Below are 21,109 nucleotides of genomic sequence, written 5' to 3'. Positions count from 1 at the left end.
CTTGAGCCGTCAGACTAGATGAAAAATTCCATTGGCAAGCGATTGGAACAATATACTGTTAAACGACCTCAAGAAGTCTTACTTGTAACGGTGGAAGTTGACAACGAGGAAGACCAAATTGCTATATTTAAAGGCTTTTCTAGTTCCTTAATGCGCCCAACTGCGTTTGATCCTGATATTCCTGTGCTACCAGACGACGCTAAAATTATCAGTATTGATCGAGTGGCTAACCCTTACAATCCAGAGTCGCCTCGTTATATTCAACAAGGCCTATCCTGGGAAGATATGCAAGCTGTATTATTAAAAGTAGGAATTTAATTTACAATTCGTAAATATTCATTCACAAGTCGTTACGTTTGGGGTTTGCATCCCTAAGCGTAACGCCACTGTCTCTATTTGATTGGGAAATTGCACCCAACCTATCTAAGAGAGATAGTGCAAACTTGGACTCGCTATTGCTGTAAGCTATTCTGCTTTTAAGTTGCACAATTAATCGTGAGGACTGTTGACGGTTGACCGTTGACAGTTAACAGCCCTGATTTAGTAGTTATGCAATTTAGACGCGCATTAGCTTAACTACGAATTACGAATTACGAATTCATAACTATTGTTGACTTTCCCCATGATCCGTTCTGGATATACTCTTCCCGTCTTTGCTTGTGCTTCTGCCGTTGCAGCTTTACATTGGTTACGTCATCATCAACCTGTCAATGTAGTAGCAGTAGATTTAATTGAACCAGCGCAAATCACTGAAATCCCCATTGAACAGGTAGCCGGATTATCAGACAACATGGCTTTGGCAATTACCCGCAGCGATCCGGGTGATAATCTCGATCTGACTAAAAATACTCCGATTTGGGCATTGGTGGAATGGCACCAAGGAGAAGGGGAGACGGTAATAATTAAAGGAGGAGAAGGAATTGGGAAGCAGTTAAATGCTGATGGTAAAGCGGCGATTTATGGTTACGCGCAGAAACTCTTGCAAGAGAACTTAAGCCGACTGTTAGCACCAGAAGAAAAAATTACAGTCACAATCATTTTACCTGCTGGGCGATCGCTTGCTGCTCGTACTTCTAACTCGGCTTTTGGGGTAGTGGAAGGACTTTCGCTATTGGGAACTACAGGAATTTCCCAACCTTTAAGTTCTCCTGAACAACTGACAGCTTTTTTGGCAGATTTACAAAAGAAAGCCAGTCAATTTGACAGTTTGGTATTTTGTATTGGCGAGAATGGCTTAGATATAGCACGCCAAATCGGTATAAATCCCGAACAGCTAGTAAAAACAGCTAACTGGATTGGGCCAATGTTAGTGGAAGCTGATAATTTGGGTGTTAAAGAAATCTTATTGTTTGGGTATCATGGAAAACTCATGAAATTGGCAGGAGGGATTTTTCATACCCATCATCATCTTGCTGATGGACGCAGAGAAATTCTCAGTACCTACTGTAGTTTAGCTGGATTGTCGCAGCCAGATATACAAACAATTTTTGCTAGCCCAACTGCAGAAGCTGCACTAACTCACCTCCGTCATCTAGATACGACAACAGGAAGTGATTGGGTAAATCAAGTTTACAGCGCGATCGCAGAGGCTATCGACTCCCGTTCCCAAGAATATATCCGCAGTCACAGCAGTAGAGATACATCAGCTACAGCCTGTGGTTCGGTACTTTTTGATCGCGATCGCAAAATTATCGTAAAGAGCAAAACTGCTTGTATGTTATCCGGAAAATTATGTTAACTTAATATGAATAATCATTAATAATCCAAATAAATAGCTTTTTCGGTATCAACTCTAGGGTATTTTTTTCTTTTTAATACCAAGCCTTATCGGCTAAACAGACGCGCTTAAACAGCGGGCCTGTGATGGATTTATTTACCATTACACGAAACCTGGAACGGGCAGAAATAATGGTAGTTCTTAGACTACAGAGCGACTTACTCCTAACAGACACACTCTCGCCATCATGAATACAGCGGTGACTCTACTCACAGAACAAGCACCCCAATCTACTGAAACCTGGGGACAGCTTAATCGCCAAATAATTGTAATTTTAGACTTCGGCTCACAATATTCGGAGCTAATTGCCCGTCGCATCCGTGAGACGCAAGTATACTCCGAAGTTCTGTCCTATCGTACTTCAGCTGAACAATTACGGCAACTCAATCCGAAAGGAATTATTCTGTCTGGTGGCCCAAGTTCAGTTTATGGAGAGAATGCACCCCATTGTGACCCAGAAATTTGGAATTTAGGTGTTCCCATTTTGGGAGTCTGCTATGGAATGCAATTGATGGTAAACCAGCTAGGTGGGTTAGTAGAAAAGGCTGATCGCGGTGAGTATGGTAAGGCATCATTATATATAGATGATCCCACAGATTTACTAACTAATGTGGACGAAGGCACCACAATGTGGATGAGTCATGGCGACTCAGTCACAAAAATGCCTCCAGGATTTGAACTTTTAGCCCATACAGACAATACTCCTTGTGCAGCGATTGCTGACCACGAAAGAAAACTGTATGGTGTACAGTTCCATCCAGAAGTAGTGCATTCTTTGGGTGGATTGGCATTAATTCGCAACTTTGTTTACCATATCTGCGACTGCGAACCTACCTGGACTACAGCCGCTTTTGTAGAAGAAGCTGTACGCGAAATTCGCGCCAGAGTTGGTGATAAGCGAGTGCTGTTAGCGCTTTCTGGTGGGGTTGATTCTTCTACCTTGGCTTTCTTATTACATAAAGCCATTGGCGATCAACTCACTTGTGTGTTTATCGATCAAGGCTTTATGCGGAAGTATGAGCCAGAAAGATTAGTGAAGCTATTCCAAGAGCAATTTCATATTCCTGTAGAGTATGTTAACGCACGCGATCGCTTCCTCAACATGATGGAAGGTGTCACCGATCCCGAAGAAAAGCGTCGCCGCATCGGCCATGAATTTATTCGCGTATTTGAAGAAACATCCAAACGCCTTGGTCACTTTGATTATTTAGCTCAAGGTACCCTGTATCCTGACGTAATTGAATCGGCTGATACCAACGTCGATCCCCAAACTGGCGAACGAGTAGCCGTCAAAATTAAGAGTCATCATAATGTTGGCGGATTACCCAAAGATTTACGCTTCAAACTAGTAGAACCATTGCGGAAACTCTTTAAAGATGAAGTTCGCAAAGTTGGGCGTTCTATTGGTTTACCGGAAGAAATCGTGCAACGCCAACCTTTCCCTGGCCCTGGTTTGGCAATTCGGATTCTCGGTGAAGTGACAGCCGAAAGATTAAATATCTTGCGCGATGCTGATTTAATTGTGCGGCAAGAAATTAATCAACGTGGTTTGTACAATCAAGTTTGGCAAGCATTCGCAGTGTTGCTACCAATTCGTAGTGTCGGCGTGATGGGCGATAAACGTACCTACGCTTACCCCATCGTCTTACGGATTGTCACCAGCGAAGATGGGATGACAGCAGATTGGGCGCGGATACCTTACGATATTTTAGAAGTAATTTCTAACCGCATTGTTAATGAAGTGAAAGGTGTCAACCGAGTAGTGTATGACATCACCTCCAAGCCGCCTGGAACCATCGAGTGGGAATAAGTCAGTACTGAGTACTGAGTTGGAGAGACGCGATTAATCGCGTCTGTACAAGAGTGATGAGTTTGTAGCTGTTTCAACTACAAACTCATCATTTTGTTTTGGGAAATTTATCAGCGTTTATCTGCGTGTATCGGCGGCTAATTTTCTCTACATTCATCCCTTCACTTCTGATTCAAAAGTAATTGTCTCAGATTGGTAAGCTGGAGGTTCGACATGGATGAGAATTCTTACCGGACGGAAACGTTCTTCTAGTAGCCTTTCTACTTCTTCGGTAATGCGGTGGGCGGTTTCTACATCTGTAGCATCGACAATTAAATGCATTTCCATAAAGACTTGACGGCCGAGAACTCCACGAGAAGCAATGTCATGACAATTAATGACTCCCGGAACCGAAAGCGCGATCGCATGGATTGCTTCTGGTGCGATCGCCATTTCATCTACTAAGGAAGGTAAATTATCTTTTAAAACTGACCAACCACTCCAAAAAACTAACAAAGCAACAGGAAAAGCTAAGACTACATCTAGCCATTGGTAACCTAACCACACGCCAATCAAACCGCCAATCACAGTAATGGTTACCCACACATCACTCATGGTATGTGTAGCATCAGCAATTAAAATTGGACTACCTACTCGCTTCCCTTCATTGCGTTCGTAGAAAGTCACAAAAATATTCACACCTAGCACAATTAGTAATAACCATAATTCTGCTGCTGAGATGGTTACAGGTTGACCACCTTTGAGAATTCTCTCAACTGCGCCTTGGAGAATTTCAAAACAAGCAATTCCTAAAAAAGCAGAAATTCCCAAAGCACCGACAGCTTCAAATTTTTGGTGTCCATAGGGATGTTCGCGATCGGGTTTTGGAGAAGAAAACTTACTAGTAACCAAGCCTAAAACATTGTTGGCGCTATCAGTAACACTATGTAAAGCATCAGCTAATAAGCTTAAAGAGCCTGTAGAGTAACCCACTACTGCTTTTAATGCCATCACAAACAGGTTTAGCAGTAGGGTAATAATTAAAACCTTTCGCACCACTGCGCGGTTATCGTACGTCATAAATAATTTTTACATCAGATTCTACGTTTTATCATTAAAACTTAAAACACAAGTAATAAGTATCAAACTATTACCCAGTAAGAAATACATCTCTCTACAGACTAAATTTTTTTATTTATTTTATTGAGATTATTTATAATTAAGATTTGCCAAAAGCTTGATATTTATGATGATTTTTTATTTGTTTAATAGCTAATAATTGGCATCTAAAAATTTTTATATTTTTTCTTCTATGACTTTTTGAGTAGTCAAGCAATGTTGGATTTTGGATGAGCCCGACTAGTACCGCAAGGCGGAATTCAAAATTCAAAATTCAAAATTCAAAATTAAGACAGAGTAAGCGTTTTGCGGATTTTGAATGGTCTGTTTATTTACGCCTTGTTGTACTAGTCGCTGATGGTAGGGTCATACCACAATACAGTTTGATTGATTTGTCAGTTGTGGAACCAGCTAGCTCAATTGGGGGAGAATCCCCCAAACCCCCTCCAAAATTATTGTTTTTGTTGTCAATTTATTTTGTAACTGAACTGTATTGGGTTATGTCGTTGCAAAAATGCCAATCAATTTATAAATTTGGCAGGTTAGCTAAGATTCTCGACTTGTTCAAAAAGTCGAGAATCTGATTTTCGCTCAGGTATTAAGAACAACTGGTCAAAGCTGCTCCACATTGGTCTTCTCTTACCAACCAACCGTTAACACCTTTATATTGCACCAGCGCCCAGCCTCCCTGACAGCCTAATAATTTGACGCTGGTGTTAGGTGGAACTCTGACTATGACTTTACTTTTGGCACTAGTTTTGGCGTACAGCTTCACGCCTTTAGTACCGTAACCTCTGGTTGATAAGCCTAACTTGGGCAAAGATACCCAACCAGTTCCTTTAAAACCGCTACTAGCATTGGTAATCTTGGCCCAATTTCCTAATACAGCCACAACCTGAACAGTTTCATTAACAGGCACTTGTCCTAAAATTTTATTGTTGGTGCTGGTTCCACTCCGCACGTTTAATGTTTGCCCATCTGAAACATCAACATAGGCAAATAAATTACACTTTGTCGGATTTTTTGATTTAGCTAAGGCTATTTGATCAGCTATGCCAGTATTGATAGCTATAGTAGTACACATAAGTGCTAAACCTGTAGCTAGCTTCAAGACTTGATTTTTCACTTTATTTATCCTCATCTGCTTCGGTTTGAGAGGATGTCTGAAAACCTTTTGGTCTTGTATTCAAGACTTGTAGATCCTCCTAAATCCCCTTAGCAAGGGGGACTTGAGATGCTTCACCCTTTTTTAAGGGGAGCTAGCGTCATAGGCGGGTTTCCCGACTTGAGATGACTGGCGTGGGCTAGGGGGAATCAGTCGTAATATTTCATACTTCTCAGACATCCTCTGAAGACACCAATATTAATACGGGTGTCCTATGAATAGCTCATATCTTAACTGATAAATTTCAGATGTAATTAACGACTACAAACCTTAAATTAGAGTTAATTTCGCTAACTTTAATTTATATGAATTCTCCTTACTTCTTCACCAGCAAGTGCAATAAGCTAGTTAACTTTGAGCAAACCAATTCTGTCAAAAGCATAGTTTTTAGAGAAAATCAAGAATAAGTTACTCAACTTTGGTTAATTATTATGAACATCAAAATCCAACCAATCTCAAACAGCATGGGTCAACAAATTATTAATACTGGCAATCATAGTATTGGGGAATTATCACGGGAGGAAATTATTAGTTTATTTAAAGAGTATGGAGCCTTGCTGTTTAGAGGATTTGCAAATAATGTCGAAATTTTTAAAGAATTTAGCAACTCATTAAGTACTGATTTTATGGATTATGCTGGCGGAGTATTTCAGCGCCGCATTATTAATGGCGATAAGACAGTTTTAAGCGTTAACAATTTTAAATCGGCGATTAAATTGCATGGTGAGATGTATTATCAAAAGCATATCCCACTGATGTTGTGGTTTTTCTGCGCTCATCCAGCATCAGCAAAGGGAGAAACAACAATATGTGATGGCAGACAATTCTATAATGAGCTGAGTAGCGCTACCAAAGATTTATTTAGCAAAAATCATATCAAGTTTACTGCCCATCTATCTGAAGCAGAATGGCAGAAACAATACAAAACTGAAGATGTGAATCAAGTAGCAGCAATATGTGAACTTAATGATACGCGTTTAACTATTTACCAAGATAATTCAATATTAACTGAGTATATTCGTCCAGCAATTATACCGAGTAGCTGCGGCAAATATCAGGTATTTATTAATAGCCTATTACCCGGTAAACATTTATATCCAGAACGGCTAAGATTTGCCGATGATTCAGATATCTCCGATACAGTTATGTCTGAACTTAATGAAATAGCTGAGAGATTAACTACGGAAATTTCTTGGCAAAAAGGCGATATTTTAATGATTGATAATACAAGAATTCTTCATGGTAGAAGAGCTTTTGATGATGAGAGGCGAGATGTTTATATCAGGCTATGTGCCCCAGCTTTTTCAATCTAAAGTCAAGCGCTGCGATAAATTAGCATCTTGGTAAAAATATTTACCGACTAAACTATCAACAAAATGATCAAATTTGTCAAATAGACCAGCTAAGGAATATTGAAAAGTCAATTCTCGATCAAGATTGTGGGATATTGTTAAATAGGTTAGAGATTCGCCAAATAAATTAAGAATGAAGCTGGCAGCAAGAGTAAGTCAGGTAACACCCTCTTTAACCTTAGCGATCGCAGCTAAAGCTAAGGCAATGAAAGCAGAGGGTGTGGACGTTTGTAGTTTTAGCGCTGGAGAACCAGATTTTGACACTCCAGCCCATATCAAAGCAGCAGCAGCAAAGGCTTTGGATGAAGGCAAGACCAAATATGGCCCAGCCGCTGGAGAACCAAAGTTAAGGGAAGCGATCGCCCGTAAGCTGAAAGCTGATAATGGTCTAGATTATAAAGCAGAAAATGTTATCGTCACCAATGGCGGTAAGCATTCTCTCTACAATTTGATTGTGGCTTTAATCGATCCAGGTGATGAAGTCATTATCCCGGCTCCCTACTGGTTAAGTTATCCCGAAATGGTAACTTTGGTAGGTGGAGTTCCGGTAATTGTCCCCACAGATGCTTCGACGGGTTATAAAATTACGCCGGAACAACTCCGCAAGTCGATTACGCCCAAAACAAAGTTATTTGTCCTCAACTCTCCATCTAACCCCACCGGGATGGTGTACACGCCAGCAGAAATTAAAGCACTGGCGGAAGTAGTAGTTGATGCAGATATCTTTGTTGTCTCTGACGAGATTTACGAAAAAATTCTCTACGACGGTGCGGAACATATCAGCATTGGTTCTTTAGGGAAGGAAATTTTTGCCCGTACCTTAATCAGTAACGGCTTTGCCAAAGCTTACTCGATGACAGGGTGGCGACTTGGCTATTTAGCGGGGCCAGTGGAAATCATCAAAGCCGCAAGCACCATTCAAGGGCATAGTACATCTAACGTTTGTACCTTTGCTCAATATGGGGCGATCGCAGCTTTAGAAAGTTCCCAAGACTGCGTAGAAGAAATGCGCCAAGCCTTCGCCAAACGGCGACAGGTAATGTTAGACAGACTCAACGCCATTCCCGGATTGAGTTGTCCCAAACCTGACGGTGCTTTTTATCTTTTCCCCGACATCAGCAAAACTGGTCTAAAATCCCTAGAATTCTGTGATGCACTCATTGAAGAACATCAAGTTGCAGTAATTCCCGGTATTGCCTTTGGTGCTGATAAGAACATTCGCCTTTCCTACGCCACTGACATGGCCACCATTGAAAAGGGAATGGATAGATTGGAGAAGTTTGTACGGAGTCGGATTTAGGAATGGGGACTGGGTAATGGAGAATGGGAAATGGGGAATGGGAAATGGGGAATGGGGAATAATAATTTCTCCTTGTTCCCTTTACCCTTTACCCCTTACCCTTTACCCCTACTCAAATCAACCCCATCTCTTGCAAACCCTGGCGGAGTCTCTTGGCTTCTTCAGGGTTATGCTGTTGGTGTAGGGCGATCGCATTTTTAAATGCTGTGACGCTGGCTTGAACATTGCCTACTTTGAGCTGTACTACTCCTAAATTTTGATAAGCTTCGGCATAGCTGGGGTTTAACTTGATGGCTTTTTGGTAACAGGCGATCGCATCTGTAAATAAACCTAAAGCTTTAAATGTCATTCCTAAGTTGTAATGTCCGCTAGCAAAATTCGGGTCAATTTTTAAAGTGGTTTCGTAAGCTTTCCTGGCATTTTTTAAATCTCCTGCTGCTTTGAGTAAATTACCCAAATTGTTATATGCTCCCAATTTTAAAATTGGATAAATTGGTAATTTGATTGCAGCTTGATAGTGGGCGCTAGCTTGTTGAGGATTTTGTAAGCGATTGTAGGCAATGCCTAAATGATAATGGAGTTCGTATAAAATTTCGTAGTTTTCTTCACTTGTCCTTACGCCTCTTTTGAGTAATTCTATACCTTCTTTAATTTTGCCAGTTTCTACATACAAGGCTCCCAACTTACTACAAACGTAAGGATCTTCAGGATGAGCTTTGAAAAACTCTTCCATTGCGGCTTGGGCTTTGGCGTGTTTATTACCTTGGGCGATCGCAGTTTTTTGATATCCTTTATGTAAAATTGCTACTCCTTGTAAATAACCAATTTGCCAGTGTGGTTCTTTCTTGATAATTTCTGATACACTATCATCAACTAAGGCATGATAAGGACGGGAAAACTGAATATCTGGATGTTTACGAAAAAGTCTAGAAACTAAAGAATAAGGGGACTGTTCTGCGCCTACTTCATGTCGCACAAGGTTGATTAATAAATATTCTTCACTTTGAATTGCTGAGTGAATTTGCGGTACAATTTCTGGAGTTAGTGTCTCATCTGCATCTAACACTAAAATCCAATCGCCTGTGACATATTTTAAAGCTTCATTGCGCGCGATACTAAAGTTATTGTTCCATTGAAAATGATGTACTTTAGCACCATGTGCTTTAGCGATTTCTGGAGTGCGATCGCTAGAACCTGTATCTAAAACTACAATTTCATCAACGACATTTTTCACACTGCTGAGGCATTTAGGCAGTGTTGCTGCTTCATTTTTGACGATCATGCACAGGCTCAAATTCATAATTCAAATTACAGCAGTCTAATGATTTCAGAATTCTGACATATCTTGCTAGCGACTGTGTAATTTTGAGTGCCTGTTTGTCATTTGTTATTTGTCAATTGTCATTTGGTAGTTGGTAATTGGAATTTTTCCCCTTGTCTCCCTGCCTTTTACCTTTTCCCAGTCCCCAGTCCCTAGTTCCCAATCCCCAGTCCCTAATTTCTACACGAATAGTCGTGCTACAGGACAAACAAAATTTGGCAGCAGAGGTGAAGACAGTTCGTCTGTTGTCAGTAATGTTGCTACTAATTTGAGAACAGCTTTTTCTCGGCGATACACCTCAACCTGTTGTAATTGCCAATTCAAAATCCAATATTCTTGCACTCCTCTAGAACCATATAATTTTAGTTTTACTTCGCGGTCTCTTCGTTCGTTCTCTGTTCCAGAAGAAAGAACTTCTACAACTAATTCTGGTGCGCCTGTTAAATGTCCTTGACTATCAAGTAAAATTGCTAGGCGTTCTTTGCTGATCCAAACCACATCAGGAATTACATTATCTGCATCGGTGAAAATAATCCCTGGAGTAGGGACAGCCTCACCAAGCCCGGTTGAGATTGACCAAGTTCTTAATTCTGCACAAATATTTGCAGTGGCTTTTTGATGTCCCCAATGCGGTGCCCTGGTCACAAATAATTCTCCATCAATAATTTCGTAGCGATTGCCGTTATCTGGCAACAACTCTAAGTCCGCGCTTGTCCAATGTACCCTTTCATCAATGGTTTGGCTCATACGAACCCCGTAGAAATTACTACTATTATAATGATGGCGCGATCGCGCTTTTGTCACTCATAGCAAACAGCGATCGCTTATATCTAGTGTGACAAAATATTAAGTTGGCATTTTTATAAATGAATGAAACCATCAGGCATGATAGTTCCTGTCAAAAATGTTTCGCTCATATCTGTAGCATAGAGATTTGCTCCGGTTAAGTTTGCTTCACTCAAGTTTGCTTCACTTAAATCGGCTCCTGTTAAATCCGCCCACTGCAAATCTGCTTTCCACATCCTCACTCCACCCATTTTGGCTCCACTTAAATTAGCACCTTGTAAGTTGGCTGCACTCAGTGATGCCATGTGCAAATTAGCATCACACAAGTCTGCATCATTGAGAGACGCGCCACTGAGATCCGATTCATTTAAATTTGCAGTTGTCAGTGCAGCTTGGCGTAAATCAGCACCACTGAGAATGACTTCTGATAAATTCGCTCTATGTAGTTTCGCTCCTCTAAGATTCGCCTGGCTTAAATTAGCTCCACTCAAAGATGCACCTGAGAGGTTAGCGCCACTTAGGTTAACTCTGCCAAAATCTACACCACCTAAATTAGCTCCCCGCAGATCTGCTTCTGGTAATTCTATGCCGTGAAAGCTTCTTTCTCCGGCTGCATACCTAGCTAGAAGTTCTTTAACATCCATGATTTTCGGTTTTCAGTAATTTAATGGGAACACTTAGTTTATTAGCGAAAAATCTTGTATTTTAACCACTACCATAAGGTTAAATTACGTAGCATAATTCACTTCATTATTGTTACCAAAAGAGTTGGAAAATTTTAGTTACCAGAGAAAATAAAACTAATCTGTTTAATTATTTTACAGCCAGAAATCATGCCTGAATATTGACATTTTGCAGAGAAACACTAACTTAATATTGCTTAATCAAACAACAATTAGCTTGTCTATTGATTTAAGCAATACCAGCATTCTGCTAAATAATAGTTAATCAAAATTAACCAAAAATCACCTATTTCGGTAATCAGATTTGCTAGGCGGGTATATGCAATTAAATGAATAATAGCATTTTGCAATGGTCATAGAATAACTATGGAGAAGATAATACTAAATTATGATGATAGCTATTATGTAATTGCAATATTCTGTAAAAGATGCCAATATTAGTCTCTTAAATATACCAATTTATTAAATCGACTTGACAAGTAATCTTATTTTTGTAAGCATCTGCAACTTGATGATACAGGATATTTTAAATTAGCAAATCTTACGTACTAGCATTAACTTTACTGACGCTGAATACATCTATGTCATAGTATTGACACAGTATTCACACAGAATATACATAAGATTGTAATACAAATTTAATAGGTGTAAAAGCTCACAAAAAACTCAGGTGCTATTGATTGCTAAGTCACAAATGCAAATAAATTAGTTATAAGCATCTATCTGAAGATAGGGCTATTGATGTTAAGTGGAGAATATGAGTAAAATTCTAACTACTTAGAAAGGTAGCATTGTATTTTGGCAAATACTGAGATAGAAACCATCTGTAGTTTTTGTGAAGCCAGGTACAGTTTATATCCTGATATGTCTATTATTCGTTCTTTTTCAATGCAATTATTTTTACTTATCAAACTGAATTCTTATATCATAAAATCAGCTATTGTTAATGCTGGCAATAATATTCAATTATCTATCTTCACACCAACCGCTAACAGGTGTAAACTCATAACAAATAGTTTATGTAATCTACCAAAAGCTACTAGTACAACAAGGCAAAAGTAAAAAGTGAGCCAGTGCGGTGGACGGGTTCCCCGGCATAAAGCAACTGGCGAACTCCGTAGGAGTAAAAAGTAAAAAGAAAGAATAGTTATAGCACAAGTCTTTTAGCAATTACAGATGGTCTGTTGATTTACGCCGACTTGTACTAGCAACATTTTACCGCAATTATTGATTAATATAGTTGGTAGCTAATCTTAGTACCTTGACTCAATATATAGAAAATGTCTGCAATGAAATCCTCGTTTATTACCAAAAATGCAGGTTTATTACGCCAAAAAATTAGAGATTATATCCTAACAGTACGGCAATGGTTCGTTTCGACACCAGAAAGGGCACTTTTAGAAGCTTACGAAGCTGCTCAGATAATTAGAAATATTGAAGTTGAGCATTTTGGCGGTCAAAAAATTTCTAATTCTTCAGGGAATTATACTGCAAATGTAATGTCTTATTGGGAAGGGTACTTAAATAAAAATTTAACTATTATCAATATCAAAATAGCAGAGTTCCGCGTCAGCCGTTCAATGTTGGAGATGGCTAATAGTAGAATTTTAGAAAAGCTGCAATTTATTGATGATGTTATAGCTAAGTATACTCCTAGAACTGAACAAATTAATATTAGTGATATTGTCAAAAGTTCTGAGCCACTGACTATTGATAATAATATAGCAACTCAACCAGTAAAACCATCTAATAATAGAGTTAATCAAGTTCCTAATTTAAACCAAAAGACAGGAGTATTGCCCAGGTCTTTTGGCAGGACAATTAACAAAATAAAAACTGATTTATCGCCTCAAGCAGAAGCAGAATTTATTAGAAATTATCAGCGTTCTAGAAATAGAACTAGAACTGCATTGAGATTTTTTCTAATTTTAATTCTTGTGCCTCTATTAACCCAACATTTCTCCAAACAGCTATTTATAAATCCTCTAGTTGAAAGAGCTAGAGGAGAACGCACTACTCAGATTTTTATCAACTCTGACATGGAAGAAAAAGCTTTACATGAATTAAAGAGTTTTGAAAGTAAACTTAAATTTGAGAGTTTATTACAGGAAGCACCTGCACTTTCGCCTGAGGGAATCAGAGAGAAAATTCAAGAAAAAGCGATTGAGATAGCAGAGGAATTTAACCATGAAAGTAATAGCGCTATCAGTAATGTATTTGCTGATTTAATTTCACTCGTTGCTTTTGCTATTGTAGTTGCTACAAGCAAAAGAGAAATTGCCATTGTTAAGTCTTTTATCGACGATATTGTTTATGGACTTAGTGATAGTGCTAAGGCTTTTTTAATTATTTTGTTTACCGATATATTTGTCGGATTTCACTCACCACATGGCTGGGAAGTTCTGCTAGAAGGCTTTGCAGAACATTTAGGATTACCAGCCAATGAAAGTGCAATATATTTATTTATTGCTACATTTCCAGTAATTTTGGATACGATATTTAAATACTGGATATTCCGATATCTAAGCCGCTTATCGCCTTCTGCACTAGCTACGATGAAAGAAATGAATGAGTAGGATCAATGCAAAATTCAAAATTAAGCAACTGTGACAGAATATATTAGCTTAACATCCTATGAATATTTGATGATGAATTGGTGCGTCGCTATACGACAACATACCCTACAGACAAAACACTATACATTAGATAAATGAACTGAGAATAATTAGGATTTTAAAAATCATTTAGATGTAATTAAATTTTATTACTGCTGTAATGATTAAAAAATCAGGTATTTATCTTAGAGGAGATTTGTCAAGCAGTCCAACATCTTTTTCGGTACGTTAGCGATAGCGTAACGCACCCTACTTTATAAATCATCTCTTATTTAAAGCATCTATATAAAGATAGAGATAGAGCTTATCTCTAAAGATATAAATATATTCAGAACTGATTTTTTGATTTGATAGAAAGCTTTAATGAAAGTATATTTAATGCTGAAAAATAAAATTTGATATTGCTCGGAGAAAATTATCATATATAAAATCAGAAATTATTGAAAAATATATCAATTTATATCTATCTTTCGGTTGTGGCTTTTCCTTCAAGTGGTAGAAACATTGTTGAGTTTTTCTGGATAAATTGAATTTAAACCAGATGACTTCTGTGAGGAACTCATGAATATTATTGCTTGGGTAATATTAGGACTTCTAGCTGGTGCGATCGCAAAAGCAATTTATCCAGGTTATCAGGGTGGCGGAATTCTTTCGACAATGGTATTAGGTATTGTCGGCGCTTTCATTGGTGGTAGTCTGTACACACTTTTGCAAACAGGAACTCTACAACTTACCGCTGCTGGTACTGGTTTCAGTCTTACAGGTCTATTTATAGCTGTAATTGGTGCAATTATTGCTATTTATTTATGGGGACTATTGAGCAGAAGCAGTAGAGTCTAATTAAAATCCTCAGGACAATGATTCTTGTGATTTTCTAGTCTGAGGCGTAATCTAAATTCGTTACGAAATTACGAAGGATTTTCAACTCGGAATTTGGTTTGGATCAAAGGTGAAAGGGTAAGGTTTAAAGGTTTTTTATTGCCTTTTTCCCCCTTCCTCTTGTACCCTTAACCGACAAATATTGGGGGGCAATCTAGATTTTAAGGTGTGAGTCTGTAGCGTTATTTTAGGAATTTGTATCAGTGGTAGCTGGTAATAATTCTAAATCAATCCATTGACCAAATAATTGTTTCAGGAAGCAGGAAAAAATGTTTTTTCATAAAAAAGAACCGATTCATGTAGTAAACGTTAGCGATTCTAATCCTAGGTTTGCTCAATTACTTCTAGAACAGTTTGGTGGAGCAACAGGAGAACTTACAGCTGCACTACAATACTGGGTGCAATCTTTTCATGTCGAAAATGCTGGCATTAAAGATATGCTTCAAGATATTGCAATTGAAGAGTTTAGCCATTTAGAAATGGTAGGTAAACTCATCGAAGCTCATACTAAAAATACCGATCAAACCGAGGCTTATAAAAGTACTCTCTTTGCGATTCGGGGAATTGGCCCGCACTTTTTAGATAGTCAAGGTAGTGCTTGGACTGCAAATTACATCAATGAAGGTGGAGATGTCGTGCGTGATTTGCGAGCTAATATTGCAGCTGAAGCTGGAGCACGTCAGACTTACGAAGAGTTGATTAAGCTAGCGACAGATGATGGTACTAAACAAACTTTAGTACATCTATTAACCAGAGAAATTTCTCATACGCAAATGTTTATGAAAGCGTTAGATTCTCTGGGTAAATTGACAGATCCCTTATTTGGGAATATTCAACCAGATGAAACTGTTGCTCTCTACTACAACCTATCTACAAATGGTAGTCAAGATGAGCGTGGCCCTTGGAATTCTGAGCCAACATTCAAATACATTGCCGATCCTCTGCAAAAGCATTCCTAATTAACTGATATCAATTCTTGATGAAGCTGCATAGATTGAGAACCCACCTTTTTTAAGGGTGGAAGCAAAAAACATCTATCAAAGTTACCCTTAAAAAGAGGAATTTAGAGAGATATAAATATGTGCAACTTCACATGAAATTGGTATGAGTTATGAGCATTATATGAGCCAGTTAGAAGTAAATTCGCTGGCTCATTTTTCCGGAAAAATTACAATTAAGTATATGGAGAATTGACTGGTGATTGTTAATGCTACACAAAATGGTTGGGAAGTAATCTATCATCGTGCTCATGCATTATTAGCAGCGCAATTAGCCGGACAATGGCGACGTAAAAATGCTCCTGCAAGATTATATGAAACCCTAGCTGCAATTTCCCATCATGATGATTTAGAAAAAGAGTGGGAAGAGAATATTTTGACAGAAAGTGGTGCGCCACTAGACTTTACTCTCAGTACAGAGACTGATATCAAAAAAATTGCTAATCTTGTCAAAAATGCGCGTTATCGGGGAAGATGGGTAGCTTTATTAATTTCTAAGCATATAAGTCGCTTACATGGAGCAAAACGCGGTGAATCTCCTGAAATAGACAAATTTTTGGATGAACAATTGGAAAACCAGGAACTTTGGCGTAAGGAATTAGGAATTGACAAACAAGAAGTAGATGCTGCTTATGCATTTATGCAATGGTGCGACCGCTTATCTTTAATTCTCTGTCAGCAAGAACTCCCGGCTGATGAACGCTGGTTAGAAATTAGCAAGGGGCCTGACGAACAGCGTTATGACATTATGCAACGCAGCGATAATTTGGTAACTGTCAATCCCTGGCCTTTTGAAGATGAGAAATTTACAGTCAATATAGAAGCTTGCGACTTATCACAGTTGAAGTTCAAAAGTAGCGCCGAACTGTCCCAAGCACTCCAGGAAGCGCCAATCAAAATATTGGAATGGACTTTTGTCAAGCACTAACAAAAAAAAATCCAATTTATTTAATATTTGATTTACCCAAGGGAACAATGAAACTAAGCATTTCATTTTCCCTTAAATCTATGACATCAAATGATGATGAAGCATCTCAAGCCTTGCAAGAATGTCAACACCAGTTACAGCTTGCTGTTCAGTATCAAAAAATCTTAGCAAGAATTCTTGCCAAGAGTCGGGCATCAGTGAATTTAGAATCTCTGTGTTCGAGTTCTTGTCAAGATATTTGTCGGCAATTGAAGATTGAACGAGTGGCAATCTATCGTTTTAACCCTGACTGGAGTGGCAGTTTTATTAATCGTTTAAGCTTTGCAGAATCACCCTGGAATACACTGGATGCTTTTGGACAAGATTTGGTTTGGGGAGATTCCCATTTACAAGAAACTCAGGGGGGGCGATATCGAAAAAATGAGCCGTTTGCTGTTGATGACATTTACGAAGCAGGATACTCTCGTTGTCATATTGAAGTCTTAGAACAATTTCAAATTCGCGCCTATGCGATCGCCCCGATTTTTGTAGGTGCAAAACTGTGGGGATTGCTGGCTGCTTATCAACACTCTGCGCCCCGCAAATGGCATTCTAGCGAAGTAGAATTCCTCGCCCAAGCTGGCACCTATTTTGGTGTAGCAATGCAGCAGGCAGAAATTCTTGAACAAACCAAACAACGCACCACCGAACTGCAAGATGCGATCGCGCGTCAACGAGCATTAATAGAAGTGGTGGGCAATATTCGCTCTTCTCTGGATATCGAAATAATTTTAGATACTACTTGTCAGGAATTATGCAAACTTTTGAAGTTAGAGCGGGCAGCAATTTATCGCTTTAATCCAGATTGGAGTGGTGAATTTGTCAGCCAATTTGGGATGCTAGAATCGCAGTCGAATAGAATTAATGCTTTTGGCAGAAATCTCGTTTGGGAAGATACTCACCTGCAAGAAACCAAAGGTGGACGCTACCGCAATAACGAAAGTTTTGCCGTTAACGATATTTACCAAGCTGGACATTCACGCTGTCACATCGATATTCTCGAACAATTTAAGATTCGCGCCTATGTTTTAGCACCGATTTTCCTAGGTTCAAAACTTTGGGGATTGATAGCAGCCTATCAACACTCTGCACCGCGTCAATGGGTAGATTACGAAATTGAATTCCTCGGGCAGGTAGGGGCACAATTAGGAGTAGCAATTCAGCAAGCCGAGAATTTGATTCAATCAAAACAACAAACGGCGGCGTTTCAAGATGCGATCGCACGTCAACGGGGGTTAACTGAAGTAGTCAGCAAAATTCGCTCTTCTCTAGATATTGATTTAATCCTCAGAACCACTTGTCAAGAAGTGTGTAAACTCCTCAAAGTTGAACGTGTCGGTGTTTATCGCTTTAATCCTGACTGGAGTGGCGAATTTGTCAGTCATTTTGGCATGGTGGGCGCACAGTGGGACAGTATCAATCCTTTTGGCAAAAATTTAGTTTGGGAAGATACTCATCTGCAAGAAACCAAAGGTGGACGCTATCGCAACAACGAAAATTTCGCTGTTAACGACATTTACCAAGCCGGACATTCACGCTGTCACCTCGATATCTTAGAGCAGTTTAAAATTCGTGCCTATGTGTTGACTCCCATTTTTGTGGGGCGCAATCTGTGGGGATTGCTGGCGGCTTACCAACATTCTGCGCCTCGTAACTGGGATAGCGTAGAAGTTGAATTTTTGGCACAGGTTGCGAGCCAACTAGGAGTAGCCTTACAAAATTCGCAAATGATCGTTCAAGTTCAAACTCGTGCCGATGAAATGCACAAATCGGCAGAACAGCGACGAATTTTATTTGATTTGGTGGTGAAAATTCGGGAATCGCTGGATTTGGAAACCATCTTGAAAACCACAGTCCAAGAAATTAGGCGATCGCTTACTGTAGATCGTGTAGGTGTGTTTCGCTTTGATCCTGATGTCAATTTTTGCAGTGGGGAATTTATTGCTGAAGACGTGTTACCTCGGTTCGATGCTGCTCTGGCTGTGAAGGTGCAAGATTATAGTTTCGCCGATCAGTATGCAGCGCAATATCAGCAAGGGAAAGTGCAAGTGATCTCTGATGTCAACCGTGCAGGCTCCAAAATCCCTCATTTTGATATAGTTGAGCGATTTCAAGTTAAAGCACAGATTGTTGTGCCATTAATGGAAGGAGATGAGCTATGGGGCTTGTTGTGCATTCATCAATGCACCCATGCACGTAACTGGCAAGAAACAGAATTAGAATTTGTCACTCAAGTAGCAGCACAACTCAGCGTCGCTTTGCGTCAAGCCAACTTGTTCCAACAATCAAGTTTGCTGGGTCAAACCCGTGAAGAAGCAAATCAACTTGCTCAGACCCTCAACGAGTTACGTACTGCTCAAATGCAAATTATCCACGCCGAAAAAATGGCCAGCTTAGGGCAATTGGTAGCGGGAGTTGCTCATGAGATTAACAACCCAATTAATTTCATTCACGGTAACTTAGAACACGCCGATCAATATACCCAAGAATTGCTGCGCTGTGTGCAGCTTTATCGAGAACATCATCCCTATGCGGCACCAGAGATTCAAGAATTTTGGCACAAAGCCGAGATTGAGTTTTTATTCGACGACTTACCGAAATTATTCCAGTCCATGCAGGTAGGTACTAATCGCATTCGGGAAATTGTCACATCTTTGCGTAATTTCTCGCGCTTGGATGAAGCTGACTTTAAGTCCGCAAATATTCATGAGGGAATTGACAGTACATTGATGATTTTGCAAAACCGCTTGAAGTCTTCAGCTGGTAACCCGATTATTCATATTACTAAAGACTACGATCGCTTACCGCTAATCGAATGTTATCCCGGTCAATTAAATCAAGTATTTATGAATTTGCTCTCTAATGCCATTGATGCCTTAGAAGAACGCAACGCCCAAGCTACTCCAGAAGCGATCGCCACTAACCCCAGTGAAATCAAAATTTCTACCTCAATGCTGAATAAAGACTGGGTTGCCATTCGCATTGCTGATAATGGTCTTGGCATCGATCAACAGGTACTTTCTCGGCTGTTCGATCCATTTTTTACTACAAAAGTTGTTGGTAAAGGCACAGGTTTAGGTCTTTCTATTAGCTATCAAATTGTCACAGATAAACATAATGGCAAGATATATTGTCAATCTGAACCAGGTAAAGGCTCAGAATTTGTGGTAGAACTGCCAATTCATCAAGCGACACATAAAAAATAGTAATTAGGGCGGTGCAATTAAAGATAGTTGGTAAGGGATGTCATTAGTCATTTGTCATTGGTCATTCGTATTGACCCTTGACTCTTGACTCTTGACTCTTATGCCAGAGAATCACTGTGCCAGTTGCGTAAGTCCTATTTTTATTTCTAAATCCCTTTTTTCAGTGATACACATTGCAATTCCCTTTTCGTAATAAGCTGCCTCATTAATAAAAACTGGATAGACGATTGAGTCACCTTCATAGGGAATTTCTTGACCATCAAAGGTTAAAAAAATCGGCTCTCCCGGATGCAGTGGTTGATAATCTCTAAATTGCAATCGCGGATGAATCATTGCCTGAATTTCGCCCAATTGATTTCGGGGATAGTCTATTGTTCCGAGGTTGTGATAAGCGGTGAGGGGGTCATTTACGAGAGGAGCTTTTCCCTGATTGTAATCTGCTAAATAATCTAAAATCGTATGAACAATTGCTTCAGTTTCCTGAAATAAAGCAGCATCCAAAACACCTTGAGCAACTGCGCCAACTTCCAGGGTACAGCCAAATTGACAAATTGAATCGAGATGAGACCTTTCTTGATTTTTGGTTGTGGAATAAAGTACTCTAACTTTGGGATTTATTGATGCAAGATGAGCCGCTAATTGAATATTTAATAAATTCTCATTACCTAAAATAATAGACAGTCCCATATTGGCAGTAGAACTGTGTAAATCGATGACAAAATCTGCTTGCTGGCTACCTGCAAAACCAAAGGTTTGATAAATTACCTTAGCGCGTTGGGCTTCATAACTAGACAAATGAGGATTTTCTAAATCTTGCGGGAGGAAACAGCGATTGAGGTCAGTGTCAGTATAGCGTCTGCCAATTGCATGGGCTTTAGGATTAGCAATTAGTGTCAGGGTTTCAAAACTTGAGCGCTGAATTAAATCAGGCGATCGCTCAAATTTTTTCACTAAATAAATTCCCGTAAGTTCATTTCCGTGCGTTCCACCAACAATCACAACACGTTTGATTTGACTCATATTTATAGCAGTCGCCCTGATAACCTGATCTCAATTTTGCACAATAGCCCTTTTTGTGACTATAAGCGAAAGCAACTATATTTAAGATACTTTTTTAACAACTAAAGTATATTTTAAAAATATAGTAGTTCT

The 21,109-nt window shown here is 39.3% G+C and carries 16 protein-coding genes; 10 read left to right on the top strand and 6 right to left on the bottom strand.

The features are described 5' to 3' along the window. The first annotated feature begins 18 nt into the window (after nucleotides 1-18). From HG267_RS00565 to guaA, 3 genes are all read left to right on the top strand, one after another. On the top strand, nucleotides 19-318 hold the full coding sequence (locus HG267_RS00565; RefSeq protein WP_045867468.1) for a hypothetical protein: 300 nt from the start codon (nucleotides 19-21) through the stop codon (nucleotides 316-318). A 307-nt stretch (nucleotides 319-625) separates the two neighbouring features. Then, nucleotides 626-1,738, top strand: coding sequence for a cobalt-precorrin-5B (C(1))-methyltransferase CbiD (gene cbiD / locus HG267_RS00560; RefSeq protein WP_194007837.1), 1,113 nt, complete (start codon nucleotides 626-628; stop codon nucleotides 1,736-1,738). A 226-nt stretch (nucleotides 1,739-1,964) separates the two neighbouring features. Further along, complete coding sequence (gene guaA / locus HG267_RS00555; protein ID WP_045867470.1) at nucleotides 1,965-3,587, top strand: glutamine-hydrolyzing GMP synthase; 1,623 nt, start codon at nucleotides 1,965-1,967, stop codon at nucleotides 3,585-3,587. Nucleotides 3,588-3,740: 153 nt separating this feature from the next. On the opposite strand, the gene HG267_RS00550 is transcribed toward guaA, so the two are convergent. Then, nucleotides 3,741-4,646 carry a cation diffusion facilitator family transporter gene (locus HG267_RS00550; RefSeq protein WP_045867471.1) on the bottom strand — a complete coding sequence of 302 codons (906 nt, stop codon included), beginning with the start codon at nucleotides 4,644-4,646 and terminating at the stop codon, nucleotides 3,741-3,743. Between the two features lie 637 nt (nucleotides 4,647-5,283). Continuing rightward, nucleotides 5,284-5,811 (bottom strand): SH3 domain-containing protein, encoded by a 528-nt coding sequence (locus HG267_RS00545; protein WP_045867473.1) that lies wholly within the window; start codon nucleotides 5,809-5,811, stop codon nucleotides 5,284-5,286. 470 nt (nucleotides 5,812-6,281) lie between these two features. Between HG267_RS00545 and HG267_RS00540 the strand changes: the two genes are divergently transcribed. Together HG267_RS00540 and HG267_RS00535 are read left to right on the top strand one after the other, a co-directional pair. Beyond that, nucleotides 6,282-7,163, top strand: a complete 882-nt coding sequence (locus tag HG267_RS00540) for a TauD/TfdA family dioxygenase (RefSeq protein WP_045867474.1) — start codon at nucleotides 6,282-6,284, stop codon at nucleotides 7,161-7,163. A gap of 172 nt (nucleotides 7,164-7,335) precedes the next feature. Next, nucleotides 7,336-8,502 (top strand): pyridoxal phosphate-dependent aminotransferase, encoded by a 1,167-nt coding sequence (locus HG267_RS00535; protein ID WP_045867475.1) that lies wholly within the window; start codon nucleotides 7,336-7,338, stop codon nucleotides 8,500-8,502. A 112-nt stretch (nucleotides 8,503-8,614) separates the two neighbouring features. On the opposite strand, the gene HG267_RS00530 is transcribed toward HG267_RS00535, so the two are convergent. From HG267_RS00530 to HG267_RS00520, 3 genes are all read right to left on the bottom strand, one after another. Then, nucleotides 8,615-9,802, bottom strand: coding sequence for a glycosyltransferase (locus HG267_RS00530; protein ID WP_071989325.1), 1,188 nt, complete (start codon nucleotides 9,800-9,802; stop codon nucleotides 8,615-8,617). A gap of 201 nt (nucleotides 9,803-10,003) precedes the next feature. Further along, nucleotides 10,004-10,570 (bottom strand): Uma2 family endonuclease, encoded by a 567-nt coding sequence (locus tag HG267_RS00525; RefSeq protein ID WP_045867477.1) that lies wholly within the window; start codon nucleotides 10,568-10,570, stop codon nucleotides 10,004-10,006. A 113-nt stretch (nucleotides 10,571-10,683) separates the two neighbouring features. After that, nucleotides 10,684-11,253, bottom strand: a complete 570-nt coding sequence (locus tag HG267_RS00520; RefSeq protein ID WP_045867478.1) for a pentapeptide repeat-containing protein — start codon at nucleotides 11,251-11,253, stop codon at nucleotides 10,684-10,686. 1,328 nt (nucleotides 11,254-12,581) lie between these two features. On the opposite strand from HG267_RS00520, the gene HG267_RS00515 reads away from it, so the two are divergent. The 5 genes from HG267_RS00515 (at nucleotide 12,582) to HG267_RS00495 (ending at nucleotide 19,957) form a co-directional block, all read left to right on the top strand. Continuing rightward, nucleotides 12,582-13,868, top strand: coding sequence for a proton extrusion protein PcxA (locus HG267_RS00515; protein WP_045868774.1), 1,287 nt, complete (start codon nucleotides 12,582-12,584; stop codon nucleotides 13,866-13,868). Nucleotides 13,869-14,468: 600 nt separating this feature from the next. Further along, nucleotides 14,469-14,747 (top strand): GlsB/YeaQ/YmgE family stress response membrane protein, encoded by a 279-nt coding sequence (locus HG267_RS00510; protein ID WP_045867479.1) that lies wholly within the window; start codon nucleotides 14,469-14,471, stop codon nucleotides 14,745-14,747. A 308-nt stretch (nucleotides 14,748-15,055) separates the two neighbouring features. Then, the gene (locus HG267_RS00505; RefSeq protein ID WP_045867480.1) at nucleotides 15,056-15,745 is read left to right on the top strand and encodes a manganese catalase family protein; all 690 of its coding nucleotides are present in this window, start codon (nucleotides 15,056-15,058) and stop codon (nucleotides 15,743-15,745) included. Nucleotides 15,746-15,983: 238 nt separating this feature from the next. Next, a complete protein-coding gene (locus tag HG267_RS00500; RefSeq protein WP_045867481.1) occupies nucleotides 15,984-16,712 on the top strand; it encodes a DUF3891 family protein in 729 nt (242 codons plus the stop codon). Between the two features lie 80 nt (nucleotides 16,713-16,792). Continuing rightward, nucleotides 16,793-19,957: a GAF domain-containing protein gene (locus HG267_RS00495; RefSeq protein WP_045867482.1), complete on the top strand. Its 3,165-nt coding sequence runs from the start codon at nucleotides 16,793-16,795 to the stop codon at nucleotides 19,955-19,957. A 111-nt stretch (nucleotides 19,958-20,068) separates the two neighbouring features. On the opposite strand, the gene HG267_RS00490 is transcribed toward HG267_RS00495, so the two are convergent. Continuing rightward, a complete protein-coding gene (locus tag HG267_RS00490) occupies nucleotides 20,069-20,977 on the bottom strand; it encodes an aspartoacylase (RefSeq protein ID WP_045867483.1) in 909 nt (302 codons plus the stop codon). Nucleotides 20,978-21,109 lie beyond the last annotated feature (132 nt).

Origin of the sequence: Tolypothrix sp. PCC 7601 (assembly GCF_025677855.1) — a bacterium.
GTDB lineage: Bacteria > Cyanobacteriota > Cyanobacteriia > Cyanobacteriales > Nostocaceae > Aulosira > Aulosira diplosiphon.
The sequence above is the reverse complement of the archived record's forward strand: the minus strand, read 5'-3'. Positions and strand labels throughout refer to the sequence as shown.

Bases quoted from the DNA above. Each gene is read 5' to 3' on its own strand.
- HG267_RS00565 (WP_045867468.1), top strand. From the start codon at position 19: ATGAAAAATTCCATTGGCAAGCGATTGGAACAATATACTGTTAAACGA.
- guaA (WP_045867470.1), top strand. From the start codon at position 1,965: ATGAATACAGCGGTGACTCTACTCACAGAACAAGCACCCCAATCTACT.
- HG267_RS00550 (WP_045867471.1), bottom strand. From the start codon at position 4,646: ATGACGTACGATAACCGCGCAGTGGTGCGAAAGGTTTTAATTATTACC.
- HG267_RS00540 (WP_045867474.1), top strand. From the start codon at position 6,282: ATGAACATCAAAATCCAACCAATCTCAAACAGCATGGGTCAACAAATT.
- HG267_RS00535 (WP_045867475.1), top strand. From the start codon at position 7,336: ATGAAGCTGGCAGCAAGAGTAAGTCAGGTAACACCCTCTTTAACCTTA.
- HG267_RS00530 (WP_071989325.1), bottom strand. From the start codon at position 9,802: ATGAATTTGAGCCTGTGCATGATCGTCAAAAATGAAGCAGCAACACTG.
- HG267_RS00525 (WP_045867477.1), bottom strand. From the start codon at position 10,570: ATGAGCCAAACCATTGATGAAAGGGTACATTGGACAAGCGCGGACTTA.
- HG267_RS00520 (WP_045867478.1), bottom strand. From the start codon at position 11,253: ATGGATGTTAAAGAACTTCTAGCTAGGTATGCAGCCGGAGAAAGAAGC.
- HG267_RS00515 (WP_045868774.1), top strand. From the start codon at position 12,582: ATGAAATCCTCGTTTATTACCAAAAATGCAGGTTTATTACGCCAAAAA.
- HG267_RS00510 (WP_045867479.1), top strand. From the start codon at position 14,469: ATGAATATTATTGCTTGGGTAATATTAGGACTTCTAGCTGGTGCGATC.
- HG267_RS00505 (WP_045867480.1), top strand. From the start codon at position 15,056: ATGTTTTTTCATAAAAAAGAACCGATTCATGTAGTAAACGTTAGCGAT.
- HG267_RS00495 (WP_045867482.1), top strand. From the start codon at position 16,793: ATGACATCAAATGATGATGAAGCATCTCAAGCCTTGCAAGAATGTCAA.
- HG267_RS00490 (WP_045867483.1), bottom strand. From the start codon at position 20,977: ATGAGTCAAATCAAACGTGTTGTGATTGTTGGTGGAACGCACGGAAAT.